General features: G+C 52.2%; 19 protein-coding genes and 1 pseudogene. 16 read left to right on the plus strand and 4 right to left on the minus strand.

What is annotated here, in order from left to right; translation table 11 throughout:
- The first annotated feature begins 13 nt into the window (after positions 1-13).
- The 14 genes and pseudogenes from V1587_RS21930 to V1587_RS21995 all read left to right on the plus strand — a co-directional run bounded on the left by V1587_RS21930 (position 14) and on the right by V1587_RS21995 (position 9793).
- Positions 14-268 (plus strand): DNA polymerase III subunit theta, encoded by a 255-nt coding sequence (locus V1587_RS21930; protein ID WP_022650024.1) that lies wholly within the window; start codon positions 14-16, stop codon positions 266-268.
- A gap of 697 nt (positions 269-965) precedes the next feature.
- A complete protein-coding gene (locus V1587_RS21935; RefSeq protein ID WP_032623592.1) occupies positions 966-1211 on the plus strand; it encodes a DUF905 family protein in 246 nt (81 codons plus the stop codon).
- A 68-nt stretch (positions 1212-1279) separates the two neighbouring features.
- Complete coding sequence (locus V1587_RS21940) at positions 1280-3265, plus strand: ParB/RepB/Spo0J family partition protein (RefSeq protein WP_022650022.1); 1986 nt, start codon at positions 1280-1282, stop codon at positions 3263-3265.
- A gap of 42 nt (positions 3266-3307) precedes the next feature.
- The gene (psiB, locus tag V1587_RS21945; RefSeq protein ID WP_096149266.1) at positions 3308-3730 is read left to right on the plus strand and encodes a conjugation system SOS inhibitor PsiB; all 423 of its coding nucleotides are present in this window, start codon (positions 3308-3310) and stop codon (positions 3728-3730) included.
- Positions 3730-4461, plus strand: a complete 732-nt coding sequence (locus V1587_RS21950; RefSeq protein WP_022650020.1) for a plasmid SOS inhibition protein A — start codon at positions 3730-3732, stop codon at positions 4459-4461. Before psiB ends, V1587_RS21950 begins: the two co-directional genes overlap by 1 nt.
- Complete coding sequence (locus tag V1587_RS21955) at positions 4452-4682, plus strand: hypothetical protein (protein WP_022650019.1); 231 nt, start codon at positions 4452-4454, stop codon at positions 4680-4682. The genes V1587_RS21950 and V1587_RS21955 overlap by 10 nt, the downstream gene beginning before the upstream one ends.
- 229 nt (positions 4683-4911) lie before the next feature.
- Positions 4912-5022, plus strand: a pseudogene (locus V1587_RS21960) (DUF5431 family protein); the annotation flags it as partial.
- Positions 4970-5092 carry a type I toxin-antitoxin system Hok family toxin gene (locus V1587_RS21965; protein WP_176483648.1) on the plus strand — a complete coding sequence of 41 codons (123 nt, stop codon included), beginning with the start codon at positions 4970-4972 and terminating at the stop codon, positions 5090-5092. The pseudogene V1587_RS21960 and the gene V1587_RS21965, both read left to right, overlap by 53 nt.
- Before the next feature lie 879 nt (positions 5093-5971).
- Positions 5972-6244, plus strand: a complete 273-nt coding sequence (locus tag V1587_RS21970; protein WP_022650017.1) for a hypothetical protein — start codon at positions 5972-5974, stop codon at positions 6242-6244.
- A gap of 45 nt (positions 6245-6289) precedes the next feature.
- Positions 6290-6649 carry a hypothetical protein gene (locus tag V1587_RS21975; RefSeq protein WP_022650016.1) on the plus strand — a complete coding sequence of 120 codons (360 nt, stop codon included), beginning with the start codon at positions 6290-6292 and terminating at the stop codon, positions 6647-6649.
- Between the two features lie 87 nt (positions 6650-6736).
- Positions 6737-7000, plus strand: a complete 264-nt coding sequence (locus V1587_RS21980) for a hypothetical protein (protein ID WP_022650015.1) — start codon at positions 6737-6739, stop codon at positions 6998-7000.
- A gap of 40 nt (positions 7001-7040) precedes the next feature.
- Entirely contained in the window at positions 7041-7871 is an 831-nt protein-coding gene (locus tag V1587_RS21985; RefSeq protein WP_022650014.1) for an N-6 DNA methylase, read from the plus strand.
- A gap of 1030 nt (positions 7872-8901) precedes the next feature.
- Positions 8902-9144 (plus strand): hypothetical protein, encoded by a 243-nt coding sequence (locus V1587_RS21990; protein WP_022650012.1) that lies wholly within the window; start codon positions 8902-8904, stop codon positions 9142-9144.
- An 82-nt stretch (positions 9145-9226) separates the two neighbouring features.
- Positions 9227-9793 carry a DUF5983 family protein gene (locus tag V1587_RS21995; RefSeq protein ID WP_022650011.1) on the plus strand — a complete coding sequence of 189 codons (567 nt, stop codon included), beginning with the start codon at positions 9227-9229 and terminating at the stop codon, positions 9791-9793.
- A gap of 91 nt (positions 9794-9884) precedes the next feature.
- Here the strand turns inward: V1587_RS21995 and V1587_RS22000 are convergent, their stop codons facing one another.
- Positions 9885-10193, minus strand: coding sequence for a hypothetical protein (locus V1587_RS22000; RefSeq protein ID WP_022650010.1), 309 nt, complete (start codon positions 10191-10193; stop codon positions 9885-9887).
- 230 nt (positions 10194-10423) lie between these two features.
- Between V1587_RS22000 and mobA the strand changes: the two genes are divergently transcribed.
- Positions 10424-10759: a plasmid mobilization protein MobA gene (gene mobA / locus V1587_RS22005; RefSeq protein WP_022650009.1), complete on the plus strand. Its 336-nt coding sequence runs from the start codon at positions 10424-10426 to the stop codon at positions 10757-10759.
- 21 nt (positions 10760-10780) lie between these two features.
- Complete coding sequence (locus V1587_RS22010; RefSeq protein WP_022650008.1) at positions 10781-13480, plus strand: relaxase/mobilization nuclease domain-containing protein; 2700 nt, start codon at positions 10781-10783, stop codon at positions 13478-13480.
- 66 nt (positions 13481-13546) lie between these two features.
- On the opposite strand, the gene V1587_RS22015 is transcribed toward V1587_RS22010, so the two are convergent.
- The 3 genes from V1587_RS22015 to trbC all read right to left on the minus strand — a co-directional run bounded on the left by V1587_RS22015 (position 13547) and on the right by trbC (position 16527).
- Positions 13547-13750 carry a hypothetical protein gene (locus V1587_RS22015; protein WP_123839396.1) on the minus strand — a complete coding sequence of 68 codons (204 nt, stop codon included), beginning with the start codon at positions 13748-13750 and terminating at the stop codon, positions 13547-13549.
- A 133-nt stretch (positions 13751-13883) separates the two neighbouring features.
- Entirely contained in the window at positions 13884-14153 is a 270-nt protein-coding gene (locus tag V1587_RS22020) for a hypothetical protein (protein WP_022650007.1), read from the minus strand.
- 73 nt (positions 14154-14226) lie between these two features.
- Positions 14227-16527 (minus strand): F-type conjugative transfer protein TrbC, encoded by a 2301-nt coding sequence (gene trbC / locus V1587_RS22025; RefSeq protein ID WP_022650006.1) that lies wholly within the window; start codon positions 16525-16527, stop codon positions 14227-14229.
- Between the last annotated feature and the right edge of the window lie 3 nt (positions 16528-16530).

Below are 16530 nucleotides of genomic sequence, written 5' to 3' on the forward strand. Positions count from 1 at the left end.
AGAGAGGAAAAACATGAGCGAATTTAATCTTTCGGTACGTTCAAAAGAGGATCAGGACAGGATCGCCGTAGACCTGGCCGCGTCAGGTGTGGCATTTAAAGAGCGGCTAAATCAGCCAGTGGTGCCGGAAATTGTGGCACGAGAGGTGCCCGAAGAGCTTCGCGAATATTTTCTGGAAAGGTTGCGCCATTACCGCCAGCTTAGCCAGCAGTTGCCGAAAGCCAGCGATCCACAATATTCCGAAATGGCCGAGGCAAATAAAAAGTAATTTTTTCAGTAAGATATGCTGTAAATCAAACTCATTGCCTTTGTTGCAGTGGGCGTCCGGGCGGGCTGTCATGCTTCGCACAGAGCCAGCAAAGCTGTCTCTGCCCGGCCCCTGCGGGGCAGCGGGTGTCCATCCCATGACGCAACCCCCATCGCTTGCAGCAGCCGTTCCGGCTGCGCCGCTCAGTCGCGCCGTTTCCTGCGCTCCCTGCATCACGCCGTAAATACCCCGTCGTGATGTAGGGGGCAATGTCGTTTCGCCGCGCGCGGCTTCCCGTCATTGCGGCGTGTCCCTGCCCATTCCATCCGGTCCTTTTACACCCCTTTGAGTCCCTCCTCCGGGTGCTGAGACCGCCACAGTCCTCGTGGCTGTCCAGGGTGAATGCTGACGCACGGCCACCAAAACTTTTTGCAGGCAAAAACTTTTTGCGTCCGCCCCGGACATCTGCCTCGGCCGGTGTCGTTTACGCACCTGCGGCGAAGGTTCTCAAACGGGTGATGTTTTATCCCCCGGGAAAGTTCAGCAGGTTCCCGCGAAACGTCAAAACCGCGGCTCCCGTAACTCAACGGGTGATGGGTTTTAAAACCAGCCACTTTTTTAAAGGAAGTATTCAGTGGGAAAAACATTACAGGAATTTCTGAATCAGCCAGTGCTGCTGCGCGAACCCACCGCCGAAGAAAACGAACTGGCGGCTCTATTGAATGGCAGTACTGTCACTGCACCCGTGGTGCTGCCTCAGGGGCCGTTTACCCGTGAAGAGGCGACCGCTCTGGTGGCGCAGTACACCAACGTCAGTATTGAGAACGATCAGGGTACTTATTTTCAGCTTGTTGTGCGGGGTGAAGAAGGGTTTTTGACGAAGTGCGCGTGGAACTTTGAGAACGACGTGGGGGCATTGCTTAACCGCGCTCTTGCCAGTTACAGAGCCAGAAAACAGCAGTAAGAAGGGGCCCTGTCGGAGCTGTCACTCCGCAGGGCAAGACAATCATTAATACTGAGAGGTACTAAATCATGACAGTTGCAGATGTTAAATCAAAAGCACCAAAAAAAACCAGTAAGAATAAAACTGCCGGAAACGAGGCGCTGAAAACAGCCCTCGATGCGGCAGTCATTGAGTATGTTCCGCTGACCGATCTCATTAAATCACCGCTGAACGTACGCACGATGCCCTACACCACCGAGAGCGTTAAGCGACTGGCTAACTCCATTGAAAGCCTCGGACTGCTTCACAATCTGGTTGTCCATGCCCTGCCCGAGGGAAAATACGGTGTGGCAGCAGGTGGTCGGCGTCTGACTGCGCTGACGCTCATGTCTGAAATGGGGCGTATCAAACCAGATTATCAGGTTCCGGTTAAACGTGTCAGCGACGAGCTTGCTGTTGAGGCTTCTTACGCCGAGAACAACGAGCTTGAAACCATGCACCCTGCCGAGCAGATCACAGCGTTTGGTACACTGGCGGCGCAGGGAAAAACTCCCGCGCAGATTGGTGAGGTGCTTGGGTACGGTTCCCGCCACGTCCAGCGCATGCTCAAACTTGCCAGTCTTGCCCCGTCACTGCTTGCACTTCTGGCAGAAGGTCAGCTTGATGTTGAACAGTGTCAGGTGTTGTGTCTTGAAAGCGATCCTGAGCGTCAGGTTGCTGTTTACGAAAGCGTAAAGGAGGAATGGGGACGCACTACCGTAAACGCACTTAAAAATCGTATTACGGAAAGTGAAATTTCTGTCTCGCATCCACGTTTCGCATTTATCGGGCGGGAAGTTTATGAAGCCGCAGGCGGAATTGTCCGTGAAGATCTGTTCAGTGAGCAGGAAGGGGACGGAACAGTAGACAGTCTGCTTGTTGAACGTCTGGTACTGGAAAAACTTGAATTGATCGCTCAGGAAATCCATCAAAAAGAGGGCTGGATGTGGGGTACCGGACGTCTGGCTGCAATTAACCTTTACGGACCTGACGGAAAGGACTACCGCATTCTACCGGAGCCAGATGCAATCTACAGCGAAGATGACAGCCGCCGTATCGATGAACTGTCCGACAAATTTAACGCTCTGGATCCTGACAGTGATGAAGCCGAGGCCATTAGCAGCGAAATATCCCTCATTGAACATGCCGCTGAGCTTCGTGGGTGGACAGAAGATCTGAAAGCAAAATCAGGCGTGGTGGTGAGCTACATGCACGGTGCGCTTCGTATTCAGCGTGGTATATGCCGCATGTCTGATTTACCTGACCATGACAGTAACGGAGAGGATTCCGCGCAGTCTCCTGCCGTGACTCATATGCATCGACCTGATGCAGCAGAAGGGATCAGCATCCCGCTGCTCACCAAAATGTCATCCGAGCGCACTCTGGCGGTACAGGCCGCGCTAATGCAGCAACCTGAAAAGGCTGTGGCGCTTATGGTCTGGCGTATGTGTACCTGCGTTTTTGCTGGATGTGTGACCACGCCGCATCCGTTCCGTATCAACCTGACCGTTTCTCACAGCAGCCTCACTGAGAACGCCCCATCCGGTAAAGAAGGCGCAGCGTTTGAAGCCCTGATGACCGAAAAAGAGCGCCTGAAAACCCTGCTGCCAGCAGGATGGGAGAAGGACTTCACGACCTTCTTCGCCCTGAACGGAGAGGTACTGATGTCATTGCTGGCCTTCTGTGCGGCTTGTTCCGTAGATGGTGTACAGACGCGTGATAATGGACACACATCACGTAGCCCTCTCGATACGGTTGAGGCCGCGATAGGTTTTCACCTTCGCGACTGGTGGCAGCCTACAAAAGAGAACTACTTCGGTAGCCTGAAACATTCACAGATAGTCACTTCACTTAAAGATGCAGGTCTGACTGGTGCCGCTGCTGACGCAGAAAAAATGAAGAAAGGCGACGCGGCAGTGCATGCGGAGTTCTTTATGAAGCAGAACCGTTGGGTTCCTGCATGGTTACAGTCACCGCAGCCTGATGCAAAAGACAGCACCGATACCGACACTGACAACGCGGCAATTGCCGCCTGATAAGGATAGCCGCCCTACGGGGCGGCAATAAGGAGATATCTGATGAATATGCCAAACTTTAAGCTTTCCTCCATGATCGGTGAAGATTTCGAAACCTGCCGCGCCGCTGGTTACTCCTACCGCCGTGAGATGACACACGCTGTTATGGGGGCACTGAGTGCGCCTGAAAACTGGGATGTTAACGGGGAGTATCGTAGCGAGTTCGGGGGCTTATTTCCCGTGCAGATCCGTTTTTCGCCCACTCATGGCCGATTTGAAGTGGTTCTGTGTAGTCCTGGTGAGTTTAGTCAGGACTGGATCATGCTGTTGGTCTGGAGAAAAGGGCAGGAAGTATCCTGTATCCGCTCATGCCCACAATCTGACGCTGCTGTGATAAACCATGTGCTGAGCCTGACCAGCAGGCTGGACAGTGATGGATACTCAATATTCGATATTCTCTCAACGCTGCGCATGGAGGTGGCCTGATGATCCCTCGTCACCTTTCTCTTGTCACGCAACTGCCGGAGCGTGAGGCAGCGTTACGAGCCATTATTGCCGTAGAAGAGGGGGGCGGGCGGTACGGAAGCCGACACCCGCAGCCGTATCCCTATTCCAGAGCATTTTTCCGGTTCCTGACTGGTAGCAGTAAAATTAGTGGAAAGGCGATCAACCAGGTGCGCGGGGCGTACTGGCTGAAGGGCGATAAAATTTCTCTGGCCCGATATGAAGAGGCGTTTGACATACTGATCAGTAGCCGCGGTCGCCTGTGTTACCCTCCGCTCGGTACCAACATGGTGCAGAACCTGTTTCCGGAGCAGGCGTTCAGCATCAGAGAGCGCCACACGCAGCGGGAAGTGCGCGAGGATAATCTTTATTCCCGTCAGGAATCACGGCGACACCGTGAAAAGGAAGAGAAGTACCAGAACCGCGTGGGGCAGGCTGAAATCGACCTGGCATTTCAGACACCGGAGACACTGCGTGCATGGTATGAGTTCTGGTCCCAGCAGGATATACGGGACTATGACATCCAGCGAATGTTGTGGGCGTGGACGGAACGCAGCCCCTCGTTGTCTCATCTGGTGAAGGCTTACTACGACCGTGCGCAAGACATTGTTCTCGATGTACATGATGTGGCGGGATCCTCAACACCGGCGGAGAAAGAGCTGGAGCGCTGGATGGTACCGAACAAAATCACGCTGAGGTCTATATGGCCGTGAGAAACAATCCGTGGAAAACGGAGCTGAAGGTTGCCCGCAGCCAGCGCAATAAACTTCGGACTATGTCGGAAAAGCTGAAAGAGATGTGCTATGAGTGGGACGGATTAAGCGGCTGGCTGGAGACTGAAAGTGAGCGACTCGCAGAAAGCATTGATCAGCATCTTGAAGCGCTCGACGAACAGATACATAACTGGTCCACAGGCAGAAGTGATCCTGAGTAAATCAGGTAAAGGTCAGGATTTATCCAGTAATCAGACTGTTATTCCTGGGCAGAATCGGCTCGTCGGGATATAATGGCGATGGCGCTTGAGGCTTTTTGCCTCATGACGTGAAGGTGGTTTGTTGCCGTGTTGTGTGGCAGAAAGCAGAAAGCCCCGTAGTTAATTTTCATTAACCCACGAGGCCCCCTGTATGTCTGATCAACAACAGTATGGCCTCTTACCGTGCTTAATGCAAGGAGGAGTAAACCATGAAACTGCCGCGAAGTACCGTTATCTGGTGCGTACTCATAGTGTGTCTCACACTGCTGATATTCACTTACCTGACGCGAAAATCGCTTTGCGAAATTCGCCTGAGGGACGGACAACGGGAGGTCGCTGCAATTCTGGCTTACGAATCCAACGGTAAGTAGCAACCTGGAGGCGGGGGAAACCCCGCCTTTTCAGGGCTGAGTTGGTTTGACATGCCTGAAGCGCCTTTATGAAGGGGTTGCCGGTTCGCCGGTAGCCCCTTTTTCCATCCCGACGCGACCGCACGCCTGAACTTCCGGGACGGACCGTACCCCTGCGGGGTTCGGGGGAAGCGGGGCGCGCCTCCGGCGCTGCCCCTCTGCTCCCTCTGGTTTGTCCTCGCTCAATCAATCAATTCCTGGCTGCTATTAATTCACGCTGTTGCGATTAGTCTGCTGAAGCTGTGCTTCAGAAAGGACTTTTCCGAGTGCCTCATCCTGTCTGTTTTGATCGATATCCTGCTGGTTAGTTCTCTTCGCTGCAGTTCCGTGATGGGCAGAGCCAGAAAGACGGGCAGGGCAATGGCCACCTTCGGCTCCTGGCCCGCGTGGCGGTCCAGTCGTCGAGCCCCACTCCGCCAGGCAGCTGCTTACGCACCAGCCAGTCTCCGCCGAACCCGCAAGCGGTTTCGGGCTATCGCTAGGGTCTGATGGCAAAGGTCAACAACTGCGGCTTCTCCGGCCGTACCGTCCGGAACGCCTTCACCGCGCCGGCGAAGCCGTCGCTCTAATGGCGACACGCCGTTCCGACGTGTCGGGTGTGTGCACTCCTGTTCACCCGCGTGAGTCCATCCCCCGTGTGTCCTCACGCGGAGGGCTGGTCGTAGCACCGTCAGGACGTCATCCAAAGGGTTAAATGAACGCCGCCAAAACTTTTTGCAAGGGACTGCAAAAACTTTTGTCTGCGCCCTTTTCCTGCCGCCCCGCCGTCGCTCCTTTGCCCTTTGCCGCGAGAGAACTCACCAGGGAGATGGGCAACCATCACCACAGGAGAAAACCAGGATGCACACACGAAACGTCAACGTCAAAACCGCCGCTCAAGAATCTTCCAGGAAGATGGAGGAAGAACAAAACCCTGTTTCTGTCGCGAAGGAGTGGGTGGCTCAGGCCACTGCGCTGAAAGAGGGCGTCACTGTCACCGTGTCCGATGTGTCCCGATACGGCGATGTGCAGGTGGAGATCCGCACCAACGGAACGCTTAACTGGCGCGCCTGGTCGTTTCAACCTGATTTTCTTTTTGAACTGAAACGCAACCTGCAATACGTACAGCTGTAACCCCACGCCGGATATCCGGCATGTACTGATAAAAGGAGATAAACCATGCATTTACACACGACTGATTCTTTCGCTTCTCTTGATTCCAGCGCCAGCGCCGAATCGGAAATGGCCTACTGGCTGAGCCGTGAAAAGTCCGCACTGATCGCCCCCGTGGAAATCGATGTGAACAAATTCCACGATGCGGCAGGAATGCACCCACCGATGATCAACTGGCGTTGTGACACCGCGCAGGACACTGAAACCTTCATGCTGGCAGAGATGATCTGTATGAACGTGACGGACATTTTTGTCCGTATTGGAAAGCGTTATTTCCGCGTACGTGATTACAGCAACCTGAATCACGCCGATATCGTGGCGAAGGTGAAAGCAGCATTCAGCCCTGAGAGCCAGAGCCAGAAATGAAAAAAGCAGGCTTACACCTGCTCCATCCACGCCGGATTTGAGCGATTCCAACGAAAAAATCCGGCTTTCACTAAAAGGAACAAACCCATGCAATTCAGTGAAGTTTCGATTGTTACACCAACCGCCCTCTATGTCCAGATGCAGGAGGCTCAAAACGCGCCCGTGAAAAAGCAGGTGCGTATCAAACGCGGTGAAATCGCCTGCAATGCCCTCAGTCCGGAAATGCGGGCACTGGGGCGTCATATTGCGCACTGCCGGAAAAAGGGGCGATCCGTACGTATTCCCGCCATGCGCGGGAGCGAGTGGGGTCATGTGCTGCGCACGCTTGAACTGAGCCGCGCCTGTAACTGACAACAACGCCGCCCCTGACGGGGCGACAGGAGAAAAAAACATGACCCAGATTAGCTTTGCCGATTTCTTCAATGAGACAAAAAGGCGCGGAGCCGCCCGCCCTGTCGTGCAGACGGCTCCGGCTGTCCAGTCAGAGCAAGTCCCCCCGCGTCTTATCAGCATCGACACTGCGCGTAAGCAGTTTATCAGTCTGTTTAACCAGACTGCCCGCCACCTTCACCGCTGGGATGTATTCAGCGATTTTGTCAGACTTGCCGCGAGCGAACTGGATATTGCGCGGGTGAGAACGCCAGAGAGCGCGGAAAACTGCCGGAAGATCTGCGCGCGATACGATGCGGACGATATCCGCAATTTTCATGAGTTGTTCCGTCTGATGGTTTGCGCGCTGGAGGCTAAATTCCATGACTTCATCGGCTCAATTTTTATGGAGCTTGAGCTGGGGTCGGGAGGTATGGGGCAATATTTTACCCCCTATTCTGTCCAGTCAATGATGGCCAGAATGCTGGTTTCCGGCATCAAAGAGACGGTCACGCGGGAGGGTATCGCGACGATAAGCGATCCGGCCTGCGGTTCGGCAGGAATGATTATTGCCTATGCTGAATGTCTACTTGAGGCTGATATCAATCCGTCCGCGCACCTGTTCGCCAGTTGCATCGATATTGATCCGGTTGCTGCCGATATGGCATTTATCCAGTTGTCTCTTTTGGGGATTGCGGCGGAGGTGGTGACAGGGAACACGCTCACGATGCAGTTCAATCGTGTACGGTATACGCCTGTTTACTATCTCAACGACTTTGAAGCGAAGCTGAACACTCAGCGCAGACTTAAAGCCATGATGGACTTTATGTGCGATTTATCGAAAGCCGCCTGATACGGGCAGGGGAGGTGCTCAGCGCCTCCCGATGAGTCCAGCTGCTCCGGTTAGAGTCTGGATCATGGTAATTATCTTTTCTTTGGTGTTTTTCCGGTGTCCGAAGGAAGGAACAGCAGCAGCGATAGAAAGTGTTACGGTTGCCAGCTCTACTACCCGCGATACCTTTTCCGACTTCTCGTAAACTTTCCATGTTCGCAGGCTGACTCCAAGCTCTTCGGCCGCCCTGTCACTGCTCCAGTTCATACCTTTTCGCCATAAACGAAGTTCGTAACCCGTCATTTTCTGATACCTAAATAAGTGCAGATTCTGCACTTATTTTAGTGTTTTTTTTGTGGGAAAGTATATATGAATAAAGTGCAGATTCTGCACTTTTATTGATTTTTTTTTGTGGATTAATGTGATGCTAAATGACGACGAAAAGCATGTTGTCAGGACTGACATCTGGGTACCTTCGGCTCCCCGTCGCTGCCGGGTCGTCGCCTGCACTTCGCGTGGTGGCCGTACGCCCACCGCGCTACGCGGAGCCGCACGCGTCTCCGTCCTGACGGATAGCAAGCGATACCTGAACCCATCCCGCTTGCAGCTGCCGTTCCGGCAGCGCCGCTCCCACTGACCGCCACGGCGGCCGCAAGGGAACGCCGGATTAACCGGCGCCTTCTGCCTTCCTGTCCGTTTCTGCCGTGAAAGCCTTTCATTACTTATGCACTCTGACAGAGCGCCTCTGTTCAGCAAGGGACGCTGACGCTTTCCGTCCAGATTTTTTCTCGCAGGCTCCAAATAATCTGTCCTTCACCCCTGCTTTCCATCGTCACCCTGTCAGGGCATTAGCGTAATGAAGGCATTTCCCTCATTGCAAGAAAACGGAAAAGGACGACGGCAGAAAAGGCCGGATGGCCTGCAAGATTTGCGTCGTAAGACGCGCAGGATATTGCCGGAAGACTGGCAATAAAAAAGCAGGGCGGGTGCCCTGCCTGTTTACACGGGCTGCTGTAACAGCTCGTTATCACAATGACTCTGAGGAGGCACTATGAAAGACCAGTTCATCGTCGCATGTCGCGAATACTTTGTAAAGGAGCGGGTTAAAACCCGTCATCCACGGAAAATCCGCGAAACGTTGAAACCAGACGCTATCGCGCCACATCTGAAACAACTGGGGACATCACTTGTCCGTTGCGGGCGTATTCATAAACCGATCCATATTCCAGCACTTAACGGGGCTGAATGGGATCACGTCCTGAGTACGCTTGAGCTTTCCCGCGCGTACGCCTGATAACCACCGCCCTGCAACGGGGCGGTAATTTAATAACACAGTGCCGGAGTATTATCCGGCACATTTTTGGAAGGAATGGAACATGCCACACTACATATCCCGTGCGCCTCATGGCGTCACCTGTATCCGTCTTGATAACGGTGATGAAGCTCTCTTTGTGAATGGAGAACTGATTTCCTCATGTACAGCCAGTGAACTTTATCCGCGTATTATTGCATCAGGGTTGAACCTGTCGACGGCACTTAGCTTGCCATTTAAACAGCTTACTGCTCAGGTTCCTGATAACCCTAAATGGACATGGGAGGATGTTACTGCATCGCTCGGATGGGGACAGCGTACTGAACTTAATCACAAAGTTTTGCGTTCTGTTCTGGAATGTAGTCTGAGCCATATTACGCGGAGGGATAGCGAGATTCTGAGCGAACTATGTCACGCCGAGTATGAAAGCGAATGGATCCATGAATCCGATCTGGGTTACATCATTCGTGTTGATGCCGTCAGTTATCCGCTTCTCATTCTGAAACATCATGGTATTTCAAAAGCGGCGAGAATAGTGATTTACACTGCCATGATAAAGGCTGACATCAGCATGGTTCATTTTACTTCATGGGGAGAAATGCTGGCAGACGTTCCGACCTTTGAATGGTAATTTCTATATCATCTCCCTTCTTACCAGGCTGAAAAAATATTTCATCCTGGTAAGAAAAATTTCAGTACATCACATCTTCAGGATGCAGGAATTATTTCGTTGGTGATGACGAATTTTCTGCCGTCGACCTGCGATTTTTACGGGCTGGTTTGTTTTTATCAGCATCACGAACGATTTCACGAAGTGCTCTCTCACTGATTTCATACCCCGTGGTTTTTAGTGTCTCTTTAATGTCTGAGACCGTGTAACCTTTGGTTTTTACCAGTGCTAACAGGTCATCACGGATTGCATCCAGAAATTCCTTTTGTGATTTGCGCTGAGGTGTCAGATCCGGTAAACCAGCCAGAGTAACCTTTGCTAGCTCGATATCTTCATCTGAATAAAACGCCTTCTTACTCATCTTCTTACCCCTTTCAGAATATTGTCATCCAAATCATAACATTGACCACTCAAAAGTGGCAGTGCTCCGCACTGCCTATGCCGTCAAATCGCCACTAGGCGAAACAGCCAGCGAAGCGTATAATGACTCGAAAGACGGGACAGGATGTGCATTTGTAATACCGCGCACGCACGATATCACAAATGCCACCTGGTCAGGGCTCCGCCCCGACACCCGAGTAAGGAGCACACATGAGCGACAAAGCATCCCGAAGGGGAAGTGATAAACGGCAGAAAACCGTAATCAAGACCCTGAGATTCACGCCGGATGAAATCGAAGAGATTGAACAGAAAGCGGAAGCAGTGGGGCAAAGCGTATCGGCTTATATCCGTAACGCAGCGATGAACAGAAAGATGATTTCACTCATCGACGACAGCTTTATGACCGAGCTTTTAAGGCTGGGGAGACTGCAAAAGCATCTCTTTGTTGAAGGGAAACGAGTGGGTGATAAGGAATACTCCACGGTCCTTGTCGCAATAACAGAACTGTCGACCACGCTCAGAAATAAACTCATGAACAACGGTTAGCACGGAGAGAAGAACAACATCATGATCCCGGTTATTCCACCGAAACGACAAGACGGCAAGTCCTCCTTTGGGGACCTGGTTTCGTACGTTTCTGTTCGTGATGAGCCGCGCGATGATGATTTAATGGAAGCCGTTAGAGCTTCCGGAACAAAGCCAGAAATGCCGCACAGCAGCCGCTTTTCCCGTCTGGTTGACTACGCTACTAAACTGCGTGATGAGTCGTTTATCTCGCTGGTTGACGTGATGCCTGACGGCGGGGAATGGGTGAATTTTTACGGTGTGACCTGTTTCCACAATTGCACATCAATTGAAAGTGCAGCTGAAGAAATGGAGTTCTCCGCACGTAAAACGAAGTTTGCCCATAACAAAAGCGACCCTGTATTCCACTATATTCTGAGCTGGCAGTCGCACGAAAGTCCGCGCCCTGAACAGATTTACGATTCGGTCAGCCATACACTTTCCCGTCTCGGTTTAGCGGGCCATCAGTTCGTTGCTGCCGTTCACACTGACACGGATAACCTCCACGTTCACATCGCTGTAAATCGCGTACATCCGGAGACTGGTTATCTTAACCGTCTTGCTTACAGCCAGGAAAAACTGAGTAAGGCCTGTCGTGAACTGGAGCTCAAACATGGGTTTTCACCTGACAATGGCTGCTATGTGATTGCCCCTGATAATCGTATTGTTCGTCGTACCTCTGTTGAACGCGATCGTCAAAGTGCCTGGAAACGTGGCCGTAATCAGAGCCTGAGAGAATATATCGCTGACACGGCAATAGCTGGTTTACGGGAGTCACCGGTGACCGACTGGTCTTCTCTCCATCAGCGTTTTGCGAAAGAAGGCCTGTTCCTGACAAAGGAGAGCGGCGAGCTAAAAGTGAAGGATGGCTGGGACAGTGAACGTCCTGGCGTTACGCTTTCTGCGTTTGGACACGCCTTTGATACCGATAAACTTATTCGTAAACTGGGTGAGTTTGTTCCTCCTGTACAGGACATTTTCTCGCAAGTTCCGGCTGTCGGCCGCTATGAACCAGACAAGATTATTATGCCGTCTCGCCCTGAACGGATGACAGAGAAAGAATCCTTATCGGACTATGCGATCGCACGTTTACGGGCGCCGCTGATTGCACTTGATCAGGATCCAACGCAGCGAACCATACAGTCAGTGCATACGCTTCTGGCACAGTCTGGACTGTATCTGAAAGAACAGCATGACCGTCTGGTTATCTGTGACGGGTATGACTCAACGCGTACACCTGTCAGGGCGGAACGTGTGTGGCCTGCGCTAACGAAGGCTATTCTGGACTCGTATAAAGGAGGCTGGCAGCCGGTACCGAAAGACATTTTCCAGCAGGTTCCCCCTGCGGAACAGTTCACCGGCGGCAGTCTGGAAGCCACCCCAGTATCCGACCGGGAATGGCGAAAACTGCGAACAGGTTCGGGCCCGCAGGGGGCGCTGAAACGTGAGATTTTCTCTGATAAGGAAAGCCTCTGGGGCTATGCGGTTTCACACTGCCGTCAGGACATTGAGTCGCTTATCGGTAGTGGTGAATTTACCTGGGAACGCTGTCATGAGCTACTGGCGCGTCAGGGGCTGTTGCTGATGCGCGAGCAGCAGGGCCTGGTTGTGATGGACGCTTACAATCACGAACAGACCCCTGTAAAGGCCAGCCACGTTCATCCTGATCTGACGCTTGCGCGTGCGGAACCCCATGCTGGTTCGTTTGTTTCGGTGCCGGCAGACATCTTTGAACGTGTTAAGCCGGCCAGCCGTTACAATCCGGAACTGGCCGTGAGCGACCGCGATATTCCGGGTATGAAGCGTGATCCTGAATTGCGTCGCCAGCGTCGCGAAGCGCGCGCAGCTGCGCGAGAAGATCTGAAAGCCCGTTATGCAGCCTGGCGGGCTAACTGGCAGCGCCCTGATTTGCATGGCCGTGAACGTTACCAGGCGATTCATGACGAATGCAGGATACGTAAAGCGCGCATCCGTATCGAACATCGTGACCCTCTGGTGAGGAAGCTGCATTATCATATTGCAGAGCTTCAGCGCATGCAGGCACTGATTGCGCTGAAAGAAACCATGAAGGCTGAACGAGCTGAGCTTATCGGGCAGGGGAAATGGTATCCGCCGTCTTACCGGCAGTGGGTTGAAGCTGAAGCGGTGAAAGGTGACAAGGCTGCGATATCGCAGCTGAGAGGATGGGATTACAGGGATCGTCGTGGTAATGCGGTGAAATCTACAACAGACAACCGATGTGTCGTTATCTGTGAGCCAGGCGGAACGCCGATGTATTCCGGTGTTCCTGGCCTGCGGGCTTCACTGAAGAAGAACGGTCGCGTCCAGTTCCGCGATCCGGAGACAGGCCGCCATATTTGTACCGACTATGGCGACAGGGTTATTTTCCGGAACAGTGGCGATTACGATGCGCTTAAGCGGGATATGGTCAAAGTCGCGCCGGTTCTCTTCAGCCGTTCTCCGAGCGTCGCGATGGCTCCGGAAGGGAATAATGAACAGTTCAATACAGCTTTTGCCAAAATGGTGGCATGGCACAATGTGAACCACCGTGATGAAGGTGAATACCAGATCTCGCGACCGGAGGTCGACCAGGTGCGTGTTGAAAGCGAGATGCGCTTTGCTGAAATGACGAATCAGGGGAGTAATACAGAAGCTGTGCGCAATGAGTCAGGACCAAACTGGAAACCACCTTCACCGTTATAAGCATTCGGGGACCAGATGGAATTTAGCCCGCAGATAAGAAATAAAAAAGGCCGCAAATGCGGCCTTTTAAACTTTTAGAGGATGTTTTATGTCATAACAAGCGACAACGCCCGTGACTACATGGAACGCAAGCAATACATAGGCAAAGCCGCATGATGTCCAGAAGACAGCAAAACTATCATCAGCACCTATGAAAGAAGCGAAAATAAAGAATAACTGAAGTGAGCAACCTGCAATAGATAAAACCAGTGTCTGTTTAGGAATGTTCATTCTCTGCCCCCTGTTTTATCAATCATACTTATCAATTTCTCGTACTGCCAGCAGAACGGGATAGTGTGAATCTGTGCCCAATCCGGAGGGTAGCATAATCAGGTCAAAAAAAAGGCCGCTTTCGCGGCCTTATTTAGTTGAATGCGATGCGTGGGACTAATTCCCATTCAGCATGGTCTTTCTTTAAAACACATTTGTATTCAGAACCATCGTGTTTTATCTGCAACCCAACAGTATAAAGCTTCTCGCCATCGGAGCAGGCGTACACCTTCTGCTGGTTCGTGAGGAGGATGTTACGGATTTCAGTCAGCTGCGCCACGGCATCGGTGTCGATAACGGGCTGGGGCGCTGCAGCGGCAACGCATGAAAAACCAAAGAGGGCGGCAAATAGTAGTTTCTTCATTTCATTTCCTTCATTTCTATATCATTTTGTTTATCGGCAGCTGTTCCTGAAACAAGACAATTTTTTTGAACTATCACTCTGGCCACTCCATATCCGGATGTGGTGAATCAGGCAGTTTCGGGGAGATAAATGGCTCGTTTCGATATCTGGAAGGAGGAATATAAGCCGGCTGCGGGAGTGTCAGCGTTCTCAGTATCGCATCTGGTGCGAGCTGAATTTCTTCAGCGCTTACTTGCGTCGGTTCCGATTCAGGCTTATTAAGCGTGATGTACCGTATTGTACGTTCTGCCATAGTGGTTGTTCTGATTACCTCCAGCGCTTCTTCCCAGAGGTTTTCTTCCCGTCCACGGTGGTCCGTATCATATTCAGTCATCAGATTATGCGCTTCCTGGCGATTGGCCAGACGCTGCTGAAAGGTATCGATTATCTTCCAGGGTTCAGCTTTTGCCGCTTTACGCCGACGCGAGGGCTTTTCTGTCAGAACACCAATGATTTTGCTGACGTTCTCCGGAGCAGGAAGACGTCGCTGCGCTGTTCGTGGAACAAGTTTACGTAGTTGCTTAAGGTTCGGTGGGTTAATCGTGATGTATCGGTTGATAATGACGGGTGCATTGCACGTTTTGTCCTGCGGCTCGATGTAGAAGGATGCTCCCGGAACCGGATCGCCCTGAAACACCGTGTAGTTCTCACCTGGCTGCAATTTAATCAGATCCTGCACATTGATTTTGTTCTCCATCTGAATATTGATGTGGTCGCCATCGATCCAGGAGGTACCAATGATACCGTCACGCCGTTGCAGGCTGACCATGTTCGCCCGGGCTTCCTGTCCTGCGGCATTAGTGATTGTCTTTGCCGTTTTATCATCACTTACGATTTTACCCGCAACCTTAGTGCCGGCGTTTTGCATCAGGGTGGCAACGTTTGTGGCTGAGGTCTGGCTTTCAATGCGCTCCTGGTCCTGGCTCATCATGACGATAGAAAAGTCCAGGGAACGTACCTGTGTGGCCTGAACGGCAATACGCTCGGTATAATAGGCTCCCACCTCGTCGAGATAGTTCATGTAGGGGAAGGGGCCTTTGTATTTGGTGATTTCGAGAGCTTCGGAATCTAGCCCTTCCAGACGATGTCCCAGGTCCCGGGCCAGTATCATGCTCTGCTGGGTAACAAACATTCTCCCCAGTGCAGAGGTTGTGTGCTGAGAGGTGTTCATTGCCGGGATAAGGACCAGGAGTATCCGGTCGCTGTGAATGCTGTCGCGAATATCAATGTCACCGGCATCCTCAGCGAAGATATTACCGAACGTTTCCGTAAATGTGTTGAAGGTTTCCAGAAACTGCCCAGTCAGGTAGCTGTGCTGCTTGCGCGGCTCTTCTGTCCAGGCTGAAGGCTGGCGAACGGTGGCCATATCGAAACCCGGTACGTCTACCAGATAATTATAGAGCGGAGAGACAGCTTCCTCTGGCCATTGATCGTCTATGGCACGGCAGTAAAGCTCTGCCAGTTTCTCCAGTGGCATAAACTCGCGCAGCAGCTGCAACGACATGGTTTTGTTTTCACGGACGCAATAGAACTTTGTGCCAAAAACCAGCGCCTTGTTCATTGCAATTGCTCTGGACTGCCATTCTCCCCCCTGTACGTTGGTCGGCAGCATTGATTGCATCGTCTCAGCAACAAAGGCCTCAGTGCTATAGCAGAAGGGGTTCCACTGGTGAGACTGTGGCCGACTTTTATCACCGTTGTGGATCATCTCACTGCGGGACATGCCGCTATTCATGAAGTTGATGTATTCCACATCATCCTCACGCCCAAAGCGGCGGGCCAGGTAGTAGCAGGTGCGCGCCGTGTCGTTCTGCGCCTTACCGTCAACAAAGGTGAAGCCCCGACCCCAGCAAAATGAATTGAGCATCCACGCATAGATGGTTTCGGTTTTCCCTCCACCGGTCGAGGCAAAGAACATCACATGACGGGTCAGGTCATCAATGGTGAGCCAGAGTTCGCGACCGATATCATTCATTCGCCTGTAGCCGAGATAGAATATTCCCTTACCTTTACTTTCCTGCGTTGTTTCATACTGAAACAGTGAGGGAAACCTTCTGAACAGGCTGCGTCGTACCTTCCGGTCTTCAGAGGGGTCTACTTTATTCAGGTGGACAGGCATTCGCATGGGCATACGCCAGCGGTGTGTTCCAAAGCTGATGCTGGCCACGATGGCCAGCAAAAGCAAAAGCGGTATGGCGAGTGGCCAGATAAACCCCGCCACCACACTTCCTGCCATAATTCCGGCATACAGCAGGTGGTCGCGCAAAAGCTCAAGAACAGGGGAGTTCCAGGCATTGCGCTTCATGAGCGCCTGGTTAACGGGCGTATAATTCATGGT

Source organism: Enterobacter sp. ECC-249 (assembly GCF_043965265.1).
Lineage (GTDB): Bacteria > Pseudomonadota > Gammaproteobacteria > Enterobacterales > Enterobacteriaceae > Enterobacter > Enterobacter quasiroggenkampii.